The sequence below is a fragment of the Actinomycetota bacterium genome (assembly GCA_030019255.1).
Taxonomy (GTDB): Bacteria; Actinomycetota; Geothermincolia; order Geothermincolales; family RBG-13-55-18; genus Solincola_A.
Map to the genome: position 1 here is coordinate 35,854 of JASEFK010000004.1, position 19,336 is coordinate 55,189.

General features: G+C 64.8%; 19 protein-coding genes and 1 other RNA gene. 13 read left to right on the plus strand and 7 right to left on the minus strand.

The genetic code is table 11. The annotated features are described in order from the left end of the window. Positions 1 to 7: 7 nt before the first annotated feature. On the minus strand, positions 8 to 1,285 hold the full coding sequence (locus QME84_04425) for a PLP-dependent aminotransferase family protein (protein MDI6873512.1): 1,278 nt from the start codon (positions 1,283 to 1,285) through the stop codon (positions 8 to 10). 366 nt (positions 1,286 to 1,651) lie between these two features. On the opposite strand from QME84_04425, the gene QME84_04430 reads away from it, so the two are divergent. The 10 genes from QME84_04430 (at position 1,652) to QME84_04475 (ending at position 11,312) form a co-directional block, all read left to right on the plus strand. Then, on the plus strand, positions 1,652 to 2,512 hold the full coding sequence (locus QME84_04430; protein MDI6873513.1) for a protein-glutamate O-methyltransferase CheR: 861 nt from the start codon (positions 1,652 to 1,654) through the stop codon (positions 2,510 to 2,512). Positions 2,513 to 2,901: 389 nt separating this feature from the next. Next, a complete protein-coding gene (locus tag QME84_04435; GenBank protein MDI6873514.1) occupies positions 2,902 to 4,239 on the plus strand; it encodes a methyl-accepting chemotaxis protein in 1,338 nt (445 codons plus the stop codon). 44 nt (positions 4,240 to 4,283) lie between these two features. Next, positions 4,284 to 5,555: a methyl-accepting chemotaxis protein gene (locus QME84_04440; GenBank protein MDI6873515.1), complete on the plus strand. Its 1,272-nt coding sequence runs from the start codon at positions 4,284 to 4,286 to the stop codon at positions 5,553 to 5,555. A gap of 83 nt (positions 5,556 to 5,638) precedes the next feature. Then, entirely contained in the window at positions 5,639 to 6,106 is a 468-nt protein-coding gene (locus tag QME84_04445) for a chemotaxis protein CheW (protein MDI6873516.1), read from the plus strand. Between the two features lie 179 nt (positions 6,107 to 6,285). Continuing rightward, the gene (locus QME84_04450) at positions 6,286 to 6,651 is read left to right on the plus strand and encodes a response regulator (protein ID MDI6873517.1); all 366 of its coding nucleotides are present in this window, start codon (positions 6,286 to 6,288) and stop codon (positions 6,649 to 6,651) included. 25 nt (positions 6,652 to 6,676) lie between these two features. Then, on the plus strand, positions 6,677 to 7,756 hold the full coding sequence (locus tag QME84_04455) for a chemotaxis response regulator protein-glutamate methylesterase (protein ID MDI6873518.1): 1,080 nt from the start codon (positions 6,677 to 6,679) through the stop codon (positions 7,754 to 7,756). A gap of 6 nt (positions 7,757 to 7,762) precedes the next feature. Then, positions 7,763 to 9,781 (plus strand): chemotaxis protein CheA, encoded by a 2,019-nt coding sequence (locus tag QME84_04460; protein MDI6873519.1) that lies wholly within the window; start codon positions 7,763 to 7,765, stop codon positions 9,779 to 9,781. A gap of 43 nt (positions 9,782 to 9,824) precedes the next feature. Continuing rightward, positions 9,825 to 10,439 (plus strand): chemotaxis protein CheC, encoded by a 615-nt coding sequence (locus QME84_04465; GenBank protein MDI6873520.1) that lies wholly within the window; start codon positions 9,825 to 9,827, stop codon positions 10,437 to 10,439. 11 nt (positions 10,440 to 10,450) lie between these two features. Continuing rightward, positions 10,451 to 10,966 (plus strand): chemotaxis protein CheD, encoded by a 516-nt coding sequence (locus QME84_04470; protein MDI6873521.1) that lies wholly within the window; start codon positions 10,451 to 10,453, stop codon positions 10,964 to 10,966. A 7-nt stretch (positions 10,967 to 10,973) separates the two neighbouring features. After that, positions 10,974 to 11,312, plus strand: coding sequence for an Asp23/Gls24 family envelope stress response protein (locus QME84_04475; GenBank protein ID MDI6873522.1), 339 nt, complete (start codon positions 10,974 to 10,976; stop codon positions 11,310 to 11,312). 82 nt (positions 11,313 to 11,394) lie between these two features. Here the strand turns inward: QME84_04475 and QME84_04480 are convergent, their stop codons facing one another. The 6 genes from QME84_04480 to QME84_04505 are packed head-to-tail and all read right to left on the minus strand — an operon-like array spanning position 11,395 to position 16,412. Then, a complete protein-coding gene (locus QME84_04480; GenBank protein ID MDI6873523.1) occupies positions 11,395 to 12,399 on the minus strand; it encodes a peptidoglycan-binding protein in 1,005 nt (334 codons plus the stop codon). A gap of 3 nt (positions 12,400 to 12,402) precedes the next feature. Next, entirely contained in the window at positions 12,403 to 14,505 is a 2,103-nt protein-coding gene (locus QME84_04485) for a PAS domain-containing protein (protein ID MDI6873524.1), read from the minus strand. Continuing rightward, complete coding sequence (locus QME84_04490) at positions 14,489 to 14,866, minus strand: hypothetical protein (GenBank protein MDI6873525.1); 378 nt, start codon at positions 14,864 to 14,866, stop codon at positions 14,489 to 14,491. Before QME84_04490 ends, QME84_04485 begins: the two co-directional genes overlap by 17 nt. After that, positions 14,863 to 15,168 (minus strand): hypothetical protein, encoded by a 306-nt coding sequence (locus QME84_04495; GenBank protein MDI6873526.1) that lies wholly within the window; start codon positions 15,166 to 15,168, stop codon positions 14,863 to 14,865. The genes QME84_04490 and QME84_04495 overlap by 4 nt, the downstream gene beginning before the upstream one ends. Positions 15,169 to 15,206: 38 nt before the next feature. Continuing rightward, entirely contained in the window at positions 15,207 to 15,602 is a 396-nt protein-coding gene (locus QME84_04500) for a response regulator (GenBank protein MDI6873527.1), read from the minus strand. Next, the gene (locus QME84_04505; protein ID MDI6873528.1) at positions 15,603 to 16,412 is read right to left on the minus strand and encodes an ATPase domain-containing protein; all 810 of its coding nucleotides are present in this window, start codon (positions 16,410 to 16,412) and stop codon (positions 15,603 to 15,605) included. Between the two features lie 261 nt (positions 16,413 to 16,673). Between QME84_04505 and ffs the strand changes: the two genes are divergently transcribed. From ffs to QME84_04520, 3 genes are all read left to right on the plus strand, one after another. Beyond that, positions 16,674 to 16,939: signal recognition particle sRNA large type (gene ffs / locus QME84_04510), an RNA gene on the plus strand. Between the two features lie 55 nt (positions 16,940 to 16,994). Next, positions 16,995 to 18,947 carry a DNA polymerase III subunit gamma/tau gene (gene dnaX, locus QME84_04515; protein ID MDI6873529.1) on the plus strand — a complete coding sequence of 651 codons (1,953 nt, stop codon included), beginning with the start codon at positions 16,995 to 16,997 and terminating at the stop codon, positions 18,945 to 18,947. A 68-nt stretch (positions 18,948 to 19,015) separates the two neighbouring features. Next, complete coding sequence (locus QME84_04520; GenBank protein ID MDI6873530.1) at positions 19,016 to 19,330, plus strand: YbaB/EbfC family nucleoid-associated protein; 315 nt, start codon at positions 19,016 to 19,018, stop codon at positions 19,328 to 19,330. Positions 19,331 to 19,336: the final 6 nt, after the last annotated feature.

The window sequence follows — 19,336 nt, forward strand, 5'->3', positions numbered from 1 at the left end:
CAACCCCCTATTCCTCCGGGCGGGGGCGGCCGTCCGTCTTTCCCTCCAGGCCCAGGGCCTTGGCCAGGGCCACCTCCCGCTTGACCACCTTTGACAGGCGCCTGATGCCTTCCCAGATCAGCTCGGGCTCGGGGTAGCTGAAGTTAAGCCGCATGCTGTTCTCCCCCCCCGCGTAAGGGAAAAAACCCCTTCCGGGGACGTAGGCCACCTTAGCGTCGACGGCCGAGGCCAGCATGTCGGACGTCTTTATGAACTCCGGAAGGGTTACCCACAGGAAGAGGCCGCCCTGGGGTCGGGTCCAGGATGCGATCCCGGAAAGGTATTCCTCCAGGGCCTCGAGCATGACGTTTCTCCGCTCCCGGTAGATCTCCACCAGCTGCCTGACCTGTCCCCTCCAGTCCTGGCGTGAGAAATAAAGGTGGGCAACCCTCTGGGTGAAGGAGGAAGTGCAGAGGTCCGCGGATTGCTTGGCCAGGAGGAGCTTCTCCAGGATGGGATGGGGAGCGGCTACCCACCCGATACGCATGCCCGCCGAGAATATCTTGGAGAGGGTTCCCAGGTAGATCACCCGGCTCTCGTCAAGGCTGCGAAGGGTGGGGGAGGGCTCGCCCTCGAAGCGCAACAACCCGTATGGGTTATCCTCCACCACCAGGCAGTCGAAGGCCTCCGCCAGCTGCAGGAGGCCGTAGCGCCGCTCGGTGCTCATGGTGACCCCCGCGGGGTTGTGGAAGTTGGGCACGGTGTAGATGAATTTAACCCTTCGTCCCTGGCCGGAGAGACCGCGGAGGGTTTCCTCGAGGCGGTCCAGGAGCATCCCTTCCTCGTCGACGGGTACGGCGTGGATGCGGGGCTGGTAGCTGAGAAAGCTGTTGAGTGCCCCCACGTAGCTCGGGGCCTCGGTGACAATGTCGTCTCCAGGGTTTATGAATATTTTGGAAATTATTTCCAAACCCTGCTGGGCGCCGTTGGTGATGATGATGTCCTCAGGGAGACAGGGGGTGCCCTCTTCGCGCATGACCTCCACAAGGCTCCTCTTGAGCGGGGCGTATCCGTCCGACGGTCCATACTGGAGGGCGGCCGCATGGTCCTCGCGAATGACCTCCTCCACCAGGCCCAGGATCATGTCGGGGTCTATGGCCTGGGTGTAGGGTAGCCCTCCGGCCAGGGAGATGATGTCGCGACGGGCGGTGACGGCCAGGAGGTCCCGGATCTCCGAGGAGAGCATGCTGGAGGTCCGGTGAGCGTACTTGTCACCGAAGGGGTCGAGCACGAACTTCTGGGGCATTGCCGCATCACCCCTCGACCGCGGACCGGCACCGTCGTATGAGTTGTAGTATACAGCACCCCCGCCGGGGAGGTCGGGTCCCCAATCGCGATCTGCTCCCACCTGGTGCGCAGGGAAAAACCCGCCGGCTCGAAAGCCAGGCCGGGAGGGAGGTAGTGGGCGGAACCGGGAAAGGTCCTGCAATGGAAGGTCGGCGGCATGGGATGGACGCTTACACGGAAAAGCGCAGGGTCTTCAAGGGGACCGCTCGCGGAGACGATAAATATTAAGCTTGGCATGCCCGCGATGGGCCGGAATGCCGCCACGCCCGCGAGAGCAAGAAGAGCGGCCGGGGCGCTGACATCCCTTCCGGGGAACGGTAGAGCGATGAACGAAGAGACGGCCAAGGCGCGCGGAGAGGCGCAAGGGGTCACGGGGGGAGAGGACATCGGCTTCGAGCTTCTCCTCCGCTACCTGGGCTCCCAGTTCGGGCTCGACTTTAAGCAATACAAGCCGAATTACCTGCGGCGGCGCATAGGCGTGCGCATGAGGGCCACCGGCTGCGTGGACTATCTCCAGTACCGCCAGTACGTGCGGCAGCACCCCGAGGAGTACGAGCGGCTCATCAACGACCTCACCATCAACGTCACGGAGTTCTTCCGCGACCCGGACGTCTACGAGGCGCTGCGCTCGAGTGTCATCCCGGAGATCATCAACTACAAGAGGAAGATCGGCTCCTACTATCTCAGGGCCTGGAGTGCCGGCTGCGCCACCGGGGAGGAGCCTTACTCCCTTTCCATTTTATTCCTGGAGGCCGTCGGGGAATGCGACCCGCGCGAACCTTGGATGATGCGTATCACGGCCACCGATCTGGACGACAAGGCCCTGAAGGCGGCCAGGGAAGGATACTACGAGAGCGTCAGGCTGTTGCCGGGCATGGACCTGCGGAGATATTTCCACCAGGACGGGAAGGGTTACCGGGTGAAGGAGGAGGTCAAGAGGCCGGTCCGTTTCATGCTCCTGGACCTGGTGCGAAAACCCCCCCTGCGCCACCTGGACCTCGTTCTGTGCCGAAACGTGCTCATCTATTTCGAGAGGGAGAAGCAAGCGAGGATACTGGACATCTTCAGGCAGTGCCTGCGGGCCGGCGGCTTCCTGGTCCTGGGAAAGAGCGAGACCATCGTGGGATCGGGGGGTTCCAGCTTCAGGCCTTACCGCAGGAAGGAGAGGATCTACGCCAGGATATGAGGGCCGCGGCAACGGAGCCCGACCTCACCGGAGCGGTTGCGGAGGGCCGGGACCGACGGTCGCAGGGAGCCCTAATCGAGGTGGGGAAAGGCGAAGGGAACGAGCAAGACCTGCGGAAAGAAGCGCGGGGCGTCGAGGCGAGCGGATCGCCGCCCGGGGAAGGAAGCAAAAGGGCATAAAGGCGGACAAATACCTGCTCCCCGGAAGGAAGGACGGCGGACAGAATATAAAACTATTATGACTGACTGCCGATTAAGCCAGTGGCAGCATGGCCGGATTGCTTTTCCAGCCCGGGCAGCAGCATGAGACCCGGGCCTCCGGCCGCGAGGCGATGGAGGAATAGGGACATGGATAAGGCGGCCGCGAACGTTGACGACACAAGGTTCAAGATGAGCACAAGACGAGTGGCTTTTACCGCCGGCATCGCCTTCGTGGTCCTGGCCCTGGTGGCGTGCCTGCTAGGCCTGATAGTTCTTTCCGCCGGAGCGTCCAGGGCCCGCCGCGCGGCCGAGGCGGGAGAACTGGAGGCTGCCAGGGAGAACGCGGATTCCGCCGAGGGCCTCCTCCGGGCAGCGCTGGGGGCCTTCATCGCCCTGCTGGTACTGGAGGCCGTTCTGGCGGCGGCGTGGATCACCCTGCTCTACCGGTGGATAACGGGAACGGTGAAGGAGATGACCTGGCAGATCCAGCAGGTCTCCGCCGGCGACGGGGACCTCACCCGCCGCGTCGTGGTGCGTGACCGGCGAGTGTTCGGCAGCCTGGCCGATAGCATCAACGCCATGATCGGGGCCCTGCAGGGCTCGGTGGCGGAGATAAGCCGCATAGCTTCCGACCTGAACAACAGCGCCGAGCAGATGTCGGCGGTCATCCAGCAGATGAACGCCTCCAGCCAGGACATATCCAACACCATCGCGCACATCGCCAAGGGCGGCGAGGAGCAGGCCCGGAGGGTCCTGGAAACCTCTCACTCCATGGAGCTCATGAACACTTCCATCCAGGAAATGGCGGAGAAGGCCGACCTCTCCAACCAGGCGGCCATGGAGGCCATCGAGATCGCCCAGAGGGGGGCCGAGGCGGCGGTGGATACGGCCGCGGCCATGGAGGTCATCCGCCGGGCCGCCGAGGCGGTGGTGGAGGCGAGCACCGGGCTCGAGGAGCGCTTCATGCAGATCGGGATCATCGTGGACGTCATTACCTCCGTGGCCGACCAGACCAACCTCCTGGCCCTCAACGCGGCCATCGAGGCGGCCCGCGCCGGAGAGCAGGGAAGGGGCTTCGCCGTGGTGGCCGAGGAGGTGCGCAACCTGGCGGAGAACTCCCGGAAGTCGGCGGAACAGATAGCCAACCTCATAAGGGAGATCGAGGCCGGGGTTAACCGCATGAGGTCCAGCATAGACTCGGCCATCGAGCAGGTGAAGGGCGGCACTGAGGTGGTGGAGAAGGCCGGCAGGGCCTTGCAGGAGATAGCGGTGACCATCCAGACCACCTCGCGCTACGCCAGCGAGATAGCAGAGATAACCAGGCGGCAGGTGAAGGAGAACGAGGAAGCCCTGAAGGCCATCACGGAGATAGCCAGCATCGCCGACGAGACGGCCGCCTCCTCCGAGGAAGCCTCCAGCACGGTGGAGGAACAGACGGCCTCCATGCAGGAGATGGCCGCGGCGGCTGCCGAGCTGGCGGCCATGGCGGAGAAGCTCAACAATCTAGTGAGCGGCTTCAAGGTCTGAGGCGCGGAAGGGGTGGGGAGAAAATGGACTCTCGCGAAAAGGAGATGAAGAAGACCGCCGAGAGCATCGCCAGGTTCGTGACCGTCACCTCGGCCATAGTCTTTCCCCTGGGGATAGCCCTGGACATAGGCATCGCTTGCGCGGCGGCTAAGCTCTCCTGGAACCCCTTCCTGGTGGGCCTCCTCTTCGGCTTCATCGCCATCGCGGTGACCATGTCCGCGGCAGCCCTTTACATTGTGCCGGTCTATCTTTTACCCGTCCGTTACCTGCGGCAGATACTGGAGCGACTGCGTGACAAGGACTTCACCGTCCATGCCGACGAGGAGAGGAGCGGGCTCCTGCGCGGCTTCGCCGTGGCCCTCAACGACCTGGCCGACTCCATGCGCGCCATGTTGAGGGAGCAGGCGGAGACGGCGGACCAGCTCACCTCGGCCAGCGAGATGATGTCCGGCGTGTCCCGGGAGACCACGGAGACGGCCCAGGAGACGGCCAACACCGTCTCCCAGCTGGCGAGGGGGGCCGAGGAGCAGGTCAACGCCATCGTGCAGGCCCAGAACACGGTGAGCGAGATAGTGAGCGAGATCTCCCGGGTGGCGGAGAGCTCCCAGGAGGCCAACCGCTTCAGCCAGCAAGCCCAGGAGACGGTGGCCAAGGGGGTGATGGCCGTGCAGCGGGCCACGGAGAAGATGCAGCAGATAAAAGCCACCGTGGACGCCTCCGCGGACGCAGTCAGGGAGTTGGGGGAGCACTCCACGCAGATCGGTCTCATCGTCGACGTTATCACCTCCATCGCTGACCAGACCAACCTCCTGGCCCTCAACGCGGCCATCGAGGCGGCCCGCGCCGGGGAGCAGGGAAGGGGCTTCGCCGTGGTGGCCGGGGAGGTGCGCAACCTAGCCGAGGGGTCGGCCAAGGCGGCCTCCCAGATCGCCAACCTGGTGAGGGAGATACAGCGGGGGATCGACCGCACCATCCAGGGAATGGAGGGCGGCACCCTGGTCGCGGATGAGGGTAACATGGTGGTGGGCGAGGCCAGGGAGATGCTCAAAGAGATCGACGAGGCCTCGAGGGCCATCGCCGAGAAGATATCCGCCATCTACGAGGCCACCCAGCAGATCTTCGAGAAGAGTGGCAAGGTGGTGGAGGCCATGAGCTCCATCGCGGGCATCTCGGAGGAATCGGCGGCTTCCACCCAGGAGGTGTCCGCGTCCATCCAGGAACAGACGGCGGCCATGGAGGAAGTGACCGCCGCCGCCCAGGAATTGGAAGAAATTGCCAACAGGCTGCGGGCCATGCACCGGCAATTTAGGCTTTAGGCGGGAGGTTTCGTTGAGGGCTGCTGCCGGTTGGGATATAGTGAATTCGAGGGCCGGCGCGGTCGGCGCGGGAGGAAATGGAAATGGCTGAGGAAGCGAGGGCAGCCGAGGAGATCCAGCTGGTGGTCTTCGGCCTGGGGAAAGAGGAATTCGCCGTGGAGGTGACCCAGGTCCGGGAGATCATCCGCATGCAGGAGATAACGCGGATGCCCAAGAGCCCCCACTTCGTGGAGGGGATCATCAACCTCCGGGGGCAGATAATCGCCGTCATCGATCTGGCCAAACGGCTGAACATCCCCTCCGGGGAACGGGGCCCCGAGACGAGGATCATCGTGGTGGAGGCCGAAGAGGTCAAGGTGGGGATGATCGTGGACTCCGTCTCCGAGGTGCTGCGGGTGAGCTCCGAGGCGGTGGAGCCCAACCCCTCCCTGGCCGCCGACGTGTCCGCCGCCTTCCTCCAAGGGGTGGTGAAGCACGACAACCGCCTCATCATCCTTCTAGACCTGACCAAGATACTGTCCATGGAGGAGATGGCCGGCCTCGGGTTTTAGGAAAGGGGAGAGAGCTTTCGATATATAGATAGGAATGCAGTATCCCGGTCGGCAGCCCAAAGCGGCCGGGGCGTCACTGGATACGTCGGTAAACATCAAGAGGACGGGAGCTGAGAGGTATGGCCGGGAAGAAAGCGAGTACCGGGGACTCCGATAAACCAAAGGGAAAGGAGGGGAGGATGGCGCCGACCGTTCTGATCGTCGACGACGCCCTGTTCATGCGCATGATGATCCGGGATATCCTGTCCAAGGACGGCTTTGAGGTGATCGGAGAGGCCGAGAACGGCGTGGAGGCGGTGGAGCGCTACAAGGAGATGCGGCCGGACCTGGTGACCATGGATATCGTCATGCCCGAGATGGACGGCATCGAGGCGGTCAGGCAAATCATGAAGATAGACCCCAACGCCAAGATACTGATGTGCAGCGCCATGGGCCAACAGCCGCTGGTGGTGGAGGCGCTCGAGGCGGGGGCAAAGGACTTCATCATCAAACCCTTCCAGCCCTCGAAGGTCATCGAGGCGGTCGAGAAAGCGCTCAAGAGCTGAGCGTTTCTCCCCTGAAGGGGAGGAGGTGGATTTTTTGCCCCGCAAGATCAGGGTGCTGATAGTCGACGATTCCGCCTTGGTGCGCAAGCTCCTGAAGGACATCATAAACGACGATCCGGACATGGAAGTGGCGGGAATAGCCGCCAACGGGGTGGAAGCCATCCGGGCCGTCGCCGAACTCCAACCCGACGTCATGACCATGGACATCCACATGCCCGAGATGGACGGCCTCACCGCCCTGGAATACATCATGCGCAAGATGCCCCTTCCCGTGGTGATGCTCAGCGCCATGGCCCAGAGGGGGGCGGCGGCCACCATTAAGGCCCTCGAGCTTGGGGCGGTGGACTTCATCACCAAGCCCTCCCACTATCCCTCGGCGGTCAAGGAAGTGCGGGAGGAAGTAATCCTCAAGATAAAAACGGCCTTCCAGGCCCGGGAACGCGTGAAAAGGGGTTACCCGAAGCCCAGGGAGAGGAGAAGGGCCCTTCCGGTTATAAAGCCCGGGAGACAGGAGAAGCTGGTGGTCATCGGGGCATCGGCGGGCGGGCCGCGCGCCCTGGCGGAGATCATGCCCATGTTTCCCCGAGACATCCCGGCGGCCATAGTCATCGTCCAGCACATGCCCAGCGTTTTCACCCGCTCCTTCGCCGCCCGGCTAAACGCCATATCGGAACTACCGATCCGGGAGGCCGAGGAGGGAGAGGAGATCAAGCCGGGAACGGTACTGGTGGCCCCCGGGGGGAAGGATCTCATCGTGAGTTTGGACCGCAGCGGGCTGGGGAGGGTGGAGCTCATGGATTCCGCCAACCGCACCGGGGCCACCCCCCGCATCGACACCACCATGATCACCGCCGCCGAGACCTTCGGCCCCCGGACCATCGGGGTAATCATGACCGGGATGGGATCGGACGGGGCCAGGGGGATGGAAAGGATAAAGAAGAACCGGGGAAGCACCATCGCCCAGGACGAGGCAAGCTGCCTGGTGTTCGGCATGCCCAAGGTGGCCATCGACAGGGGCCACGTGGACTGGGTGGTCTCCCTGGAGAAGATACCGGAGAAGGTCCTGGAGCTTTTGCAGGCGCCCGAGCAGGAGCCTTCGAGGTGACGGCCCATGGACATGGACGTTTCCCAGTACAAGGAACTGTTCATCAACGAAGCCCAGGAACACCTCGAAGCCCTGAACCAGGCCATGGTGGAACTGGAAAAGGATCCCGGGAACTCCGACGTGCTCACCGAGATCTTCCGATCCGCGCACACCCTGAAGGGTATGTCCGCCACCATGGGCTTCGACCAGCTGACGGAGCTGACCCACGAGATGGAGAATGTCCTCGACGGGCTGCGCAGCGGGGACATGGAGGCCACCACCGAAATCGTGGATCTCCTCTTCAGCTGCCTCGACCTCCTGGGGTCCATGTTGGCGGCCATAGCCGAGGAGAGCGGCCGGACCGTGGACACCCAGCCGGTCATCCAGGCCCTGCGGGAGGCTTCCGGAGGAGGGAGGCCCTCCTACGAGGTCGCGGTCCGATACGGCAAGTCGGAAGACCGCGAGGCGCCCAGCCCGAGCGGAGAAGGGGTGGGAGAGGCCGGGGCCCTTCCGGGGGAGGGGGCGGAAAGGCCCCCCGGAAGGGAGAGGGAGGTGCGCCTGCGGGTGACCCTGGACAGGGATTGCGCCCTGAAGTCGGTGCGGGTGTTCATGATCTTCAAGAAGCTCTCCCGGGTGGGAAGGATAACCGGCTCCCAACCCTCCATGGAGGAGCTGGAGGACGGGAAGTTCGAGCGCTCCTTCGAGGTCAGCCTGCTCACCGCGGAGAGCGAGGAAAGCCTGCGTCGCGACCTGATGACCATAGCCGAGGTCTCGGACGTGGAGTTCTTGGCCGCCGGGGAGTCCGCGGTCGTGGAGGCGGAGGAGGAATCGCGGGAGGCCGTCGAGAGGGTGGCTCCGGAGCCACCTCCCGGGCTCGAGCATCCGGTGGCGGCACCGGTGCGCACCCAGAGCGTCAGGGTGAACATCGCCAGGCTGGACAACCTCATGAACCTCATCGGGGAGCTGGTGATAAACCGTACCCGGCTGCAGGAGATAGCCTCCTCCTACAACATTCCCGAGCTCAAGGAAGCCCTGGCGCAGACGGCGCGCCTCACCGCCGATCTCCAGGATGAGGTGATGAAGACGCGCATGGTTCCCGTAGACCATATCTTCAACCGCTTCCCGCGCATGGTGCGCGACCTGGCCAAGAGCCGGGGGAAGGAGATCGATTTCACCATGGAGGGGAGGGACATCGAACTGGACCGAACCATCCTGGACGAGATCAGCGATCCCCTTATGCACCTCTTGCGCAACGCCGTGGACCACGGCATAGACAGCCCGGAGGAGAGGGAGGCACGAGGAAAGCCCCGGCGGGGCAGCATCCGGCTGGCCGCCAGGAGGGACCGCAACTACGTGTCCATAGAGGTCTCCGACGACGGCCAGGGGATCGACGAACGCAAGATCTACGAGGCCGCGGTTCGGGCGGGGCTGGTGTCCCCGGAGGAGAAGAAGAGTCTCAGCGACGAGGACATCCTGCGTCTCTTGACCACGCCGGGTTTCTCCACCGCCCAGGAGGTGAGCGGGGTTTCGGGACGGGGGGTGGGCCTGGACGTGGTACGCAGCAAGGTGGAGTCCCTCGGGGGGATGCTGGTCATGAAGACCAGCAGGGGGGAGGGGACGACCTTCGCCATGAAGCTGCCCCTCACCCTGGCCATCATCCAGGCGCTGCTGGTCAGGGTGCAGGGTGAGACCTACGCCATCCCCCTGGGGACGGTCTCGGAGACGGCCGTGGTATCCTCGCACGAGATAAGGTACGTCTCCAACCAGGAGGTGATATTCCTTCGCGACGAGACCCTGCCCCTGCTGAGACTGGCCCGCTGCCTGGGCCTGCCGGACGAGGACGGCCGGGGAACCTTCCCCGTGGTGGTGGTGGAGGTAACGCCTCGCACGGTGGCCATAGCCGTGGACGAGCTGCTGGGGCAGCAGGAGATCGTCATCACCAGCCTGGACAAGTTCCTGAAGGGGATAAAGGGTTTCGGCGGCGCCACCATCCTGGGCACGGGCGAGGTGGCGCTCATACTGGACATACCGAGCCTGATATCCTGATAATACAGGGGCGTCGGGCACGAGGACCGGGAAAGGAGGAGTCATGGCCGAAAGGAAAGGGCTTACCCCCCTCCAGCTGGACGCGCTGAGGGAAGTGGGGAACATTGGCTCGGGAAACGCCGCCGTAGCCCTTTCCACCATGGTGGACAAGAAGGTGATGCTGAGCGTACCCCGTGCTTCCCTGGTCCCCCTGGTCAAGGTCTCCGACCTGGTGGGCGGGGCGGAGACGCCGGTGGTGGGCATCTACCTGCACATAAGCGGAGACGCCTCGGGCAGCATGCTCCTCCTGCTGGAGGAGCACAGCGCCCGGGAGCTGGCCCACCTCATGGTCTCCGGCACGGAGGGCGGGGAGCTCACGGTGGTAGAACAGTCCGCCCTCCAGGAGACGGGAAGCATCCTGGCCGGTTCCTACCTCAACGCCCTCTCCCAGATGACCGGCATACTCCTGAAGCCCTCAGTGCCCGGCTTCGCCATGGACATGGCGGGGGCCATCATCGATTTCATCCTGGTGGAGATAAGCCAGTCCGAGGACTACGTCCTGGTCATCGAGACGGAATTCGACGTCCTGCAGCACAAGATAAGGGGACACCTGATCCTGTTCCCGGACCTGGGGTCCCTGGACATCATCCTGGGAAGGCTTGGGGTGACGGCGGATTGACGGAGGAGACCCTGACCGAGAAAGTGATCAACGTGGGCGTGGCCGAATACTACGTGACCCACAACCCCCACATCCTGGCCAGCTTCGGCCTGGGGAGCTGCGTGGGCGTGGCCCTTTACGACGAGAAGAAGAAGATCGGCGGCCTGGCCCACATCATGCTGCCCGATTCCAGGGCCATAAGCAAGCCGGGGAAGCCGGGCCGCTGCGCCGACACCGCCATAAGGGCCATGGTGGAGGAGATGGAGAAGCTGGGATCCCGGCGGAAGGACATCAAGGCCAAGATAGCTGGCGGAGCCTGCATGTTCACCATCCCCGGCGCCACCAACCCCAAGAACGTTCCCGGCCCGGCCATCGGGATGCAGATAGGGGAGAGGAACGTGGAGGCGGCCAAGAGGACGCTGCGGGAGCTTAAAATCCCCCTAGTGGCGGAGGACACCGGAGGCAATTACGGACGGACCATGCGCTTCAACGTGTCCGACGGCACGGTGGTTATAAGCTCCATAAGGCATGGGACCAAGGAGCTCTAAGGTGACCATGAAGGGCGAGGGCGTGGAGGTGTCCCGGGAGGCCATCGCCACCCTGGCGGCGCAGGCGGCCTGCCAGGTGCCGGGGGTGGTATCTTGCTACCGCAGCCCGGTGGACAGCCTGGCCTCCAGGGTGAAGCGGGAGTTCGTGCACAAGGGCATCAAGGTGGAAAACGTCGAGGGGGCATACCGCCTGGGCGTCCACCTGAGGGTGGAATACGGGGTGAACCTTCCTTCACTGGCGCGGGAGGTGAGGGAAAAGGTACGGGAGTACCTGGAGGGCCTTACCGACGTGAAGGTGGAGGATGTGGAGGTGATCATCGAGGACATCGAGCCCCCGCCTTCCTGAAGCCGGCCCTGCGCTTCCCCTACGAGTTCCCCCACGAGGTGCATCCCCACTACCATCCGTACGCGCGGAGTGCCGCTGAGGGTCAGGAGCTCTCCCCCTTATCCTCGGGAGGATTGAAGTAGGCGGCGATTGCCCCCGCCAGGGCCGGGCCCAGCCCCGCCGGTATTTCCAGGCCGGGAGGCCATTCCACGACCACGCAGGGCATGCGGGTCTCCCTCAGCAGGGGGTAACTCCGGGCCTCGGGAGAGGGCACGGGGACGCCGAGCGCATCCTTCATCCGGGAAGCCACGAGTTCCGCCAGCCGCCTGCCGCGGGGAGAGAAGTACTTTTTACTTCCGAAGAAGAAGACGCTGACCCGGTCGGAATCGCCGGGGCGGAAACCAACGACCGCGTCCGCCCCCCTCTGGTTGGCCGCCTGGGCCCGCTGGCTCTCCGACGCGGGCGCGGCGGGGCCCCCGGTCAATATGGTAAATATTCCCATATCACGCAGAACCAGGGAAGCACGGCGTAGTGCCTCCGCGAGCTCGATCTGATCCGGGTCGAGGTCCAGCACCACTAGCCGTTCCCTCAGGCCGCGGTCCTCGCCGTCCCTAAGGGCCTCATGGACCACGGCCACGCTGGTCTCCTTCATGGCGTGCCTCAGTCGCAGGAGGCAGGAGATGGTGGAGGTTCCGGCGATCCCGTCCACGGGAAGGCCCATGTCGTGCTGGAAGGCACGCAGTGCCCGGTCGGTGTCCTGGCCGAAGATGCCGTCCTCGCGGCCGGCGTTGAACCCCAGTCGGTTGAGGTAGGACTGGAGCTCCCTCACGTCGTCGCCGCGGAAGGGCGGCACGCGCAGGTAGAGGAAGCGGTCGCCGAGGCGGAAGGAGGCCTCCACCAGCTCGCGCCAGGTGACCTCGTCCACGCGGCCGTCCGGTCGCAGTCCGCGGGCGGACTGGAACTGGCGCACTGCCGCCTCTGTGGCCTCACCGAAGGAGAGCTCGCGCATCTCCGCCTCCATGCCCGGCGGCGAATAACCCAGTTCGTGGAGCCTTTTCTGGACGTCGGCCACCGGAAGTCCGCGGTCACCGCGGGAGATGGGCTGCACGTCTCATTCCCCCTCGTGGACGGGAAGGGTGAATTTGAAGGAAGACCCCTTTCCCGGCTCGCTTTCCACCCAGATGCGACCACCGTGGCTTTCCACGATGCCCTTGGATATGACCAGCCCCAGCCCCAGGCCGCCGGCGGAGCGGGTGGAGTCGGTCTCCACCTGGTAGAACATGGTAAACAACCTCCTCTGCTCGTGGAGGGGGATGCCGGGCCCGGTGTCCCGGACCTCGAATTCCACCATCCCCTCCTCCCGCGAGCGGCGGGCGGAGACCTCCACGGTCCCGCCCGGGGGAGTGAACTTGATGGCGTTGCCGATGAGGTTCTCCAGCACCTGGTGGACCCTCCACACGTCTACGCTCACCGGGGGAAGCCCCTCCTCCACGGAGGATACGAGGCCCAATCCCCTTTCCGCCGCCTGGTTCCCGTATTCCGAGACCGCGTTGGCGATCAGCTCTTCCACGGGGGCGGGCCATTTCTTCCCTACCAGGCGGCCTTCTTCCAGGCGAGTGATGTCCAGGAGGTCGTTGATGATCTTGGTCATCTGGTCTGCTCGGGCGTTGATTATCCGAATCTTGTCCATCTGGAAGGGGGTGAGCTCTCCCAGCTCGCCGAACTGGAAGGCGTCGGCGTATCCCTTGATGATGGAGAGGGGGGTGCGCAGTTCGTGGGAGGCGATGGCTATGAAGTCCGATTTCATCTTGTCCAGCACGGAGAGCTCTTCGTAGGCCCTTTCCAGGTCCTGGTGGCTCTGCTCCACCATGGCCTCCAGTCGCCGGCGCTCGCTGAGGTCGTGGGCGATGCCCACGATACCCACCAGGTTACCTCCCCGGAAGACAGGCGCCGAGCTTATCTGCACCGGAAGCGGGGATCCATCGGCGCGGCGCAGCGAGGTCTCGAAGAAGACCTTCTCTCCGCGGCGACGCCTCTCTAACATCCGCTCCACCTTGTCCACCTCTTCCGGGACCACGACGTCCCGGGGCTCCTTGCGCATGAGCTCGTCGGGATGTGCGAGGCCCAGCATGTCCAGGAAGGCCTGGTTACAGAAGGTAAAACGGCCATCGGCGTCCATGGCGTAGAAACCGTCGTTGAGGCTCTCGATGAGCAGGTTGAGGTAGTCGGTGGTCTCGGCCAGACGGCGCTCCAGGCGCACGTATTCGCTCACCTCCTCGAAGAGGAGCAGGGCCTCCCGCACGTTGCCCTGTTCGTCCAGCAGGGGATGAAGGCGGACGCGGTGAAAGTGGTCCGTCCCCCCCACCACCTGGTGCACCCGCGGCTGCTCGAAGGAGCGCCCCTCCACCAACACCCGCCGCAGGATGTGCTTCCAGTCGGCACGGAATTCCTGGGGCATGATGTCCAGGGCGGGCAGCCCCTCGAGCTCTTGCGGATCGATGCCCATGGCCTCGATCACCCACTCCTGCATGGACCGGTTGCAGCGCAGGACTCGGAAGTTGCGGTCCAGTACGGCGATCTTTACGGGCACGCTCTCGAAAATGCCCGCCTCGCGTTCCGAGACCTCCCTGAGAACCGCCTTTTCCCGGGCCTCGGCGGTGATGTCTTCCACGAGCACCAGGAAGAGGTCGCCCCGCGACCCCTCCCGGGAAGCCGTATTAGCCGGACTTATCCGCACGCGGCATACCCCGGAGCGGTCCTCGAGGAAGTACTGCTCGAAATCGCGCTCCAGGGTCCCCCCCTGGCTACGGGCCTTCTCCAGATAGAGGGACCAGCTCCCGAAGAAGGGGGGCAGGAAGGCCTGGTCGAGGCGGCCGCCGGGCTCCAGGGCGCCATGGTGCCCCGCTTGGCGGGGCAGATCGCGGGCCGCGGCGTTGGTTCCCAGGATGCGCCCGCTCCCGTCCACCAGTATGGCGGGCACGGGGAGGAGGGAGAGGAAGGCTTCCCACCGGACCATGGAAGGGTGAGCGGGACGGCTCCGCCGGGCGGAGTGCCTGAGGAGAAAGAAAGTGGAAACGGGAATCGATGCCAGTGTTAAGGCGGCGAAAGCCACCCCTGCGGCCCTCCAACCCGCCGCCGTGAAGGCCAGGCAGAGCAGGGCCGGCAGGAGGGGTGCTGAGGCGGCAAGAAGGGGTGGGCTAACGCGCCTGTTCATCCCCCTCACCTTCCTCCGGGCGGGCACCGCGAAGCTCCCCCCATATCCAGCTCCAGTACCTGGCCACGGTGGGCAGGGCCAGGGATATGGCGACGGTCATGGGGATGGAGGCCACCAGCAGCTTTATCACCAGGCCGGTGCGGGGGTCGGGTTCGGGGAGCCCCCAGGCCCCGAGCATGAGAAGAGTCCAGGAGACGGGCAGGGGGAGGAGGAAGAAGAAGACCGACAGGCCGAAGAGGCGGTAATAGGGTGGTATCTCCAGGGCCTCTCCCAGCCTCCTACTGAGGGACATGAGCAGCAGCAGCATGGCCCCCACGGAGAGGGGCCCGATGATGTACAGGGACGAGGACAGGTAGATCATCTTCCCAGCATCAGGCGGTAAGCCCGGTAGACCACCACGAAAAGGCAGACGCCCGCCAGCGCCGGCCAGATCGCCAGGTGAAGATATATGGCCACTATCGATTCTCCCACCGAGAAGATGAACGTGCTCAGCCCCATGAGGAGGAAGAAGGGGATGATGAGAAAAGGATAGGTGCGACCCCCAAACTTGTCCTCCGCCAGCCGGCATATTCCGTAGAAATAGACCAGCACCAGGGCGGTGGCGGAGGTGTTGTAGAACCACAGGAAGAGGGAAAAGGTCTTCAGCCAGTCGTAGGACGTCACCGCTCTCCCCTTCTCGGCCAGAATTCGCGCCCGGGTCCCTAGGAAGAGCCCGAGCTGCGCCTGCGCTCGTCCAGGATGCGCCTCACCTCGGTGAGCAGCTCCTGCTTGCTGAAAGGCTTGGTGATATAGCCCGCCGCCTTCATCACCGAGAGCCCGATCATCTTATCGATGTTCTGGGTGCGGGCGGTGATGAAGGCCACCGGCGTGTCCTTCGCTTCGGGATCGTTCTTGATGCGGCGAAGGACCTCCCAACCGTCCACCCTGGGCATCATGATGTCCAGGAGTATGAGGTCGGGCTTTTCCCGGAAGGTCTTCTCCAGCGCTTCCTCGCCGGAGAAAGCCGAGACGGTGGTGTACCCCGCGTTCCCCAGGAAGAGCTCGATCAGCTCCACCATCTCGCGATCGTCGTCCACGATGAGGATCTTTTCCGCCACCTACTTCACCTCCCCCTTCCCGGCTTTCCCCTTGGGGCCGAACACCTCGACGAAGGCGTCGATCTCCCTCTTGCGGGGCAGGCCGGAGAGCACCCCCTCCCGGTCGGAGAACGGCTCGCCGATCAGGATTCCCCGTTCGGTGATGCGAAACTCCCTTATGGACTTGTCGTGCGAGCTGGCCCTCTGCTTGAGCACCAGCATGGCGCGGGCGATGGAGGAATCGAGCTCCACGTAGCGCAGGATGATGACCGCGTCCACCAGGTAGGAGATGCCGTACTGCGCGGCGGCCATGTCGCCGGTGATGCCCGGGTCTTCCTGGGTTACCAGGGCGGTGAGGCCGTGCCGGAGGAGGGCGTTGGTGAAGGTGAAGGCAATCTCCCGCATCTTTACCGGGTCGCGGGTGAGCCTCTCCAGGTGGGAGATGGAGTCCACGAGTATCCTGCGCGCTCCCAGCTCCTGCACCATGGTGTCCAGGAGCCCCCCGGAGGCCTGGGCCTGCTCGAAGAAGATCTCGGGAGAGGTGAAGAGGATGCGCACCAGGCCTCTGCGCTCAAGGTCCTGGAGGTCGAAGCCCAGGGAAATGGCGTCGCGCAGGAGCTTCTTGGGAAAGTGCTCGAAGGTCACTATGAGCCCCGGTTCCCCGAATTCTTCGGCGCCCCTGGCGATAAATTCCAGTCCCAGGCAGGTTTTTCCAGTTCCCGGTGCCCCCAGAACCAGGGTCACCGAACCCCGGTACGGCCCGCCGTCCATCATCTCGTCGAGCCTGGGGATGCCGGTGGAAGCCCGTTCCCTTACCGATTCCTCGTTCATCCAGCCTCCCTCTTCAACTCTTATTATACACGCCGATTATACACGCCGGCCTCCCTCCCCTTCCCCCGGGGGCCGGGCAGCCTCCGGGCGGAGGTCGCGGGTAGCGGCTTCCCGGTGATGGGTGTGCGGAACCCGACGCCGGGGTTTCCGCTCCCGGCGTTCGCGTAAAGAATAGGTTTAGAGAGAACTCCACATAAAGGAGAAAAGCTTTCGGCCGGGCGGCGGCGGAGGTCGCGGCAGCGTGCTATACTTATAACGTGATCGTGCTAGGCGGGGAGCTAGCGGTGCCCTGTACCCGCAATCCGCTATAGCGGGGCTTAATTCCCAACTGAGGCTCTCCGGTCTTGAGTATGGCGCGCCGGCAAGCGGCGTTGAAGGTCGGGTCCTGCGCAACGGGAACTTGCGAACCCCGTCAGGTCCGGAAGGAAGCAGCGGTAAGCAAATCTTCCCGGGTGCCGCAGACCAACCTGACCGGAGCAGGCTACCGGCGTAGCGCTCGGGGTCGGGAGTCGAAGGCGGGTGCACGATCACATATATTTGCCCGCGATCATCCGATGTTAGAAGGCCGGGAGAAGATAGGAATTGGCTTACATCTCGCTTTACCGCAAGTGGCGCCCCCAGACCTTCGAGGAGGTGGTGGGCCAGGAGTACGTGACCCGGACCCTGGCCAACGCCGTCCGCTCCGGGAACATCGCCCACGCCTACCTTTTCGCCGGCCCGCGGGGAACGGGGAAGACCAGCACCGCGCGCATCCTGGCCAAGGCCCTGAACTGCGAGGAGGGCCCCACCCCCAACCCCTGCAACCATTGCTCCTCCTGCCGTTCCATAACCGACGGCACCTCGGTGGACGTGGTGGAGATAGACGCGGCCTCCAACCGCGGCATAGACGACATCCGGGACCTGCGGGAGAGGGTTATCTTCACCCCCGCCTCTTCGCGGGTCAAGGTCTACATCCTCGACGAGGCCCACATGATAACCAAGGAGGCCTTCAACGCCTTCCTCAAGACGCTGGAGGAACCGCCGGCCCACGCGGTCTTCGTCCTGGCCACCACCGAGCCCCACAAGCTCCCGCAGACCATCCTTTCCCGCTGCCAGAGGCATGATTTCCGCAGCGTCCCCGCCCCCCTGTTGGCCGAGTACCTCCGGAGGGTGGCCGGGGAGGAGGGCTACCGGGTCACCCCGGAGGCCCTGCGCCTGGTAGCCCGCCGGGCGAGGGGATCGGTGCGCGATGCCCTGGTGGCGCTGGAGCAGTTGGCCAGCTACGGGGATGGGGTGGTGGAGGAATCCGATGCCGCGGGCTTCCTGGGGCTCATAGAGGACGAGGTGCTGCTGGAGATGGGAGAGTCGCTCATCGGGGGCGACCTCCAGGCGGTGATTTCCATGGTCGAGAGGGTTCACGAGGAGGGGAGGGACCTGGCACACTTCGCGGCCCAGGTCCAGGAACATTTTCGCAAGGTCCTCCTCCTCCAGCACGCCGACCTCGGGGCGGTGGACCTGGAGGTGGACGAGGATTCCCTGCGCAGGCTGCGCGAGCAGGCCTCCCTCCTTTCGCCGGAGAGAACCCTGCACTTCATCGCCGCCATGGGGCGCGCCCGCGAGGAGATGAAGCAGTCCTCCTCCCCCCGCCTGGTCCTGGAGAGCGCCCTGATAGCCATGGCCCGGGAAGACCTGGAGGGCACCCCGGAGGCCATCCTCGCCCGCCTCAAGAGGCTGGAGGGAAAGCTGGAGGGGATGGCGCACCGGGAGGCCGCCACCGCGGCGCTCCGGGGGGAGGCCCGCACTGGGAGGGCTGCGACCCGCTCCGGGGGCGCGGCCGCGGCGGTAACGGAGGCGGAGGCGGCAGGCGCGGGGCCGGAAGAAATAAAGGCGGAGGCGGGAGCGGCGGAGGTGGCCGCGGAACCAGAAGGGCCCCGCGAGGAGCCGGAAGCGGTAGTCGAGGAACCGGCAGCGGCCGTTTCCCGCGAGGACTCCTCCGCGGCCGGGCTGGACCTGGCGGCGGTGCGGAAGTCCTGGGCTCGGGTCAAGGAGCGAGTGCGGGAGATAAAAGTCCCGACCCACGCCCTGCTGCTGGAGGGAAAGCCCCTCCGCCTGGAGGGCGACGAGCTGGTGATCTCCTTCCCTTCCGACCGCTCCTTTCACTACCGTGAGCTGAGCAAGGAAAACCACAGGCGCGTCGTGGAGCGGGCCCTGGAGGAGGTGCTGGGGGCGCCCCTGCGGGTGAGCGCCGTCCTGGAGGAGGGAGGCCGGGGGTCGGCAGAGGCTCCCGCTCCGGTGGGGAAGTCCCGCGGTTCCTCCGTCCGGTCGAGGCGGGCGGCAAGGGAGGGAGAGGCCGGGGGCATTCCTGATACGGGCGAGGATGAAGGCGCCGTCGAGCGGCAGCCGGAGACGGCGCCGCGGCGGGCGCCGGAGGACGTGGAAAAGGAGGTCGCTGCCCCGGTGGAAAAGGAAGCCGGGGCCGGAGAGGCTGGCAAGGTGAAGCTGCTTAAGGACATCTTCGGGGCAGAGATGGTGGAGGAGATAAAGCTCCAGGAGTGAGGCTCCCGCGAAGCGTGGCGCGGGCGGCCAGCCCGGCGTGCCGGGAGCGGGGGACGAGGAGGTCGAGCATGAATGGGAATCTTCAAAAGATGATGAAACAGGCCCAGAAGTTGCAGCGCCAGATGCTGGAGGCGCAGGAGGCCCTGGCCGAGGAGAGGGTGGAAGCCACTTCCGGCGGAGGGATGGTGAAGGCAGTGGCCGACGGGCAGCAGAACATCCTGGAGATAAAGATCGATCCCCAGGTGGTGGACCCCGAGGACGTGGAGATGCTAGAGGACCTGGTCCTTGCGGCGGTCACCGAGGCGCTCAGGAAATCCCGCGAGCTGGCGGAGGAAAGGCTGGGGGCCTTCACCAAGGGCTTGAAGATACCGGGACTCTTTTAGGAGGGG

What these genes read in the sequence shown, in the direction of transcription:
- QME84_04425 (MDI6873512.1), bottom strand. Translation starts at nt 1,285, where the DNA reads ATGCCCCAGAAGTTCGTGCTCGACCCCTTCGGTGACAAGTACGCTCAC.
- QME84_04430 (MDI6873513.1), top strand. Translation starts at nt 1,652, where the DNA reads ATGAACGAAGAGACGGCCAAGGCGCGCGGAGAGGCGCAAGGGGTCACG.
- QME84_04435 (MDI6873514.1), top strand. Translation starts at nt 2,902, where the DNA reads ATGAGCACAAGACGAGTGGCTTTTACCGCCGGCATCGCCTTCGTGGTC.
- QME84_04440 (MDI6873515.1), top strand. Translation starts at nt 4,284, where the DNA reads ATGAAGAAGACCGCCGAGAGCATCGCCAGGTTCGTGACCGTCACCTCG.
- QME84_04445 (MDI6873516.1), top strand. Translation starts at nt 5,639, where the DNA reads ATGGCTGAGGAAGCGAGGGCAGCCGAGGAGATCCAGCTGGTGGTCTTC.
- QME84_04450 (MDI6873517.1), top strand. Translation starts at nt 6,286, where the DNA reads ATGGCGCCGACCGTTCTGATCGTCGACGACGCCCTGTTCATGCGCATG.
- QME84_04460 (MDI6873519.1), top strand. Translation starts at nt 7,763, where the DNA reads ATGGACATGGACGTTTCCCAGTACAAGGAACTGTTCATCAACGAAGCC.
- QME84_04465 (MDI6873520.1), top strand. Translation starts at nt 9,825, where the DNA reads ATGGCCGAAAGGAAAGGGCTTACCCCCCTCCAGCTGGACGCGCTGAGG.
- QME84_04475 (MDI6873522.1), top strand. Translation starts at nt 10,974, where the DNA reads ATGAAGGGCGAGGGCGTGGAGGTGTCCCGGGAGGCCATCGCCACCCTG.
- QME84_04485 (MDI6873524.1), bottom strand. Translation starts at nt 14,505, where the DNA reads ATGAACAGGCGCGTTAGCCCACCCCTTCTTGCCGCCTCAGCACCCCTC.
- QME84_04490 (MDI6873525.1), bottom strand. Translation starts at nt 14,866, where the DNA reads ATGATCTACCTGTCCTCGTCCCTGTACATCATCGGGCCCCTCTCCGTG.
- QME84_04505 (MDI6873528.1), bottom strand. Translation starts at nt 16,412, where the DNA reads ATGAACGAGGAATCGGTAAGGGAACGGGCTTCCACCGGCATCCCCAGG.
- QME84_04520 (MDI6873530.1), top strand. Translation starts at nt 19,016, where the DNA reads ATGAATGGGAATCTTCAAAAGATGATGAAACAGGCCCAGAAGTTGCAG.